Origin of the sequence: Larkinella soli, assembly GCF_003703975.1 — a bacterium.
Lineage (GTDB): Bacteria > Bacteroidota > Bacteroidia > Cytophagales > Spirosomataceae > Larkinella > Larkinella soli.
Window position 1 is genome coordinate 1 of sequence record NZ_QTJY01000056.1, and the last position, 1176, is coordinate 1176.

1 protein-coding gene is annotated in these 1176 nt (G+C 52.4%); it reads left to right on the top strand.

The window, feature by feature from the left end:
• The first annotated feature begins 20 nt into the window (after positions 1–20).
• Entirely contained in the window at positions 21–998 is a 978-nt protein-coding gene (locus DX909_RS29310; protein ID WP_128548874.1) for a hypothetical protein, read from the top strand.
• Positions 999–1176 lie beyond the last annotated feature (178 nt).

The following is a 1176-nucleotide window of genomic DNA, read 5'->3' on the forward strand; positions in this document are numbered from 1 at the left end:
AAGCAGGCAAGTAAGGGGCCATGTTTGACGGCATTCGCCTGGAGCAACTGGTGGTTGATGAGCGGCACCTGATTCGGCACTTGGGTATCAAAATCCCCCTGGAGGAAGAGACGGGAGAAATTCGGTATGACCTGCCAACCTACATTAAATGGCATAATGGGCTTCGGGTGCAGGGCCGACCCCGGCCACCGGGGTCGGCGAAAGGGCGCTATTGCTTTCAACTGCGCGGATCGCTGATTAAGGCCGCTAACCAGGGAGAGCATAACCGGTATGGAAAAAATCCGTCCGAAATACTGGCCGTCCTGGACGAGTTGGCAACGGGCTGGGGCATCGATCCGTTTCGCACCCCGATCAACAACCTGGAGTTGTCCATGACCTGGCCGGTGGCTGGGGCGGAAGTGCTGCCAGAGCGTTTTCTGCTGTATTTGAACCGCAAGCCAGTAGTGGATTCCAAGCGCGTCGATGGCGTGGACATGCCTTATGTCAAAGTGAAGTGCGGTCAGCATGTTTTGAAGCTCTACGTACCAGTAGCTGGGCATTTGCGATTTGAATTGAAGGCTCACACCATGCAGTTTTTAGGTCAGGCGCGCCCCAAGGTGCTGGCAGATCTGGCCCGGCCACAGTTTGCACCTTGCCTGGCCCAGAAAGTGACAGTAGCCTTTGAGAAGATCTTGTGGACCCTACCTGTGTTAGATGCCCACCAGCTTCCGGTAGAGGAGAGCAGACTTTATCAAGAGGGGCGGGTGGCCCAGTATTGGCTGGTAGATAGAAAGCAATTTGATTGCGAAGCGGATTTTAAGCGGGTAGAAAGGCAGCGCCACCGGGAGAAGCTTCGGTTTCGGGCTTTAGTTGATCGCTATTGGACGGGAGAGCCGCTCGCTGAGTTGAAGAAGCAGTTAGAAGCCAACCTGGCAGACTACATGGCCCAAATGCATAGCAAACCCTATCAACAACAACTAACCGACTGTTGGGATAGGTGGAAGATCCTCTTCCCATAGGGGCGAAACCAAATGTCGGAAATCTAGACTTTATATTTCGCTAGATTTCCGACATTCCCATTTTCTTTTCTTTTGATTTCGCACCCCTGTCATCCATTTCTCCTCTAAGGAAGTGCGTTCTACCAGGATCTTAGAAAAGGTTGCCCTAATACGTCAAGAGAAATAAACTTTTGGTTGC

Coding starts and splice junctions, on each gene's coding strand:
- DX909_RS29310 (WP_128548874.1), top strand. CDS start 21: ATGTTTGACGGCATTCGCCTGGAGCAACTGGTGGTTGATGAGCGGCAC.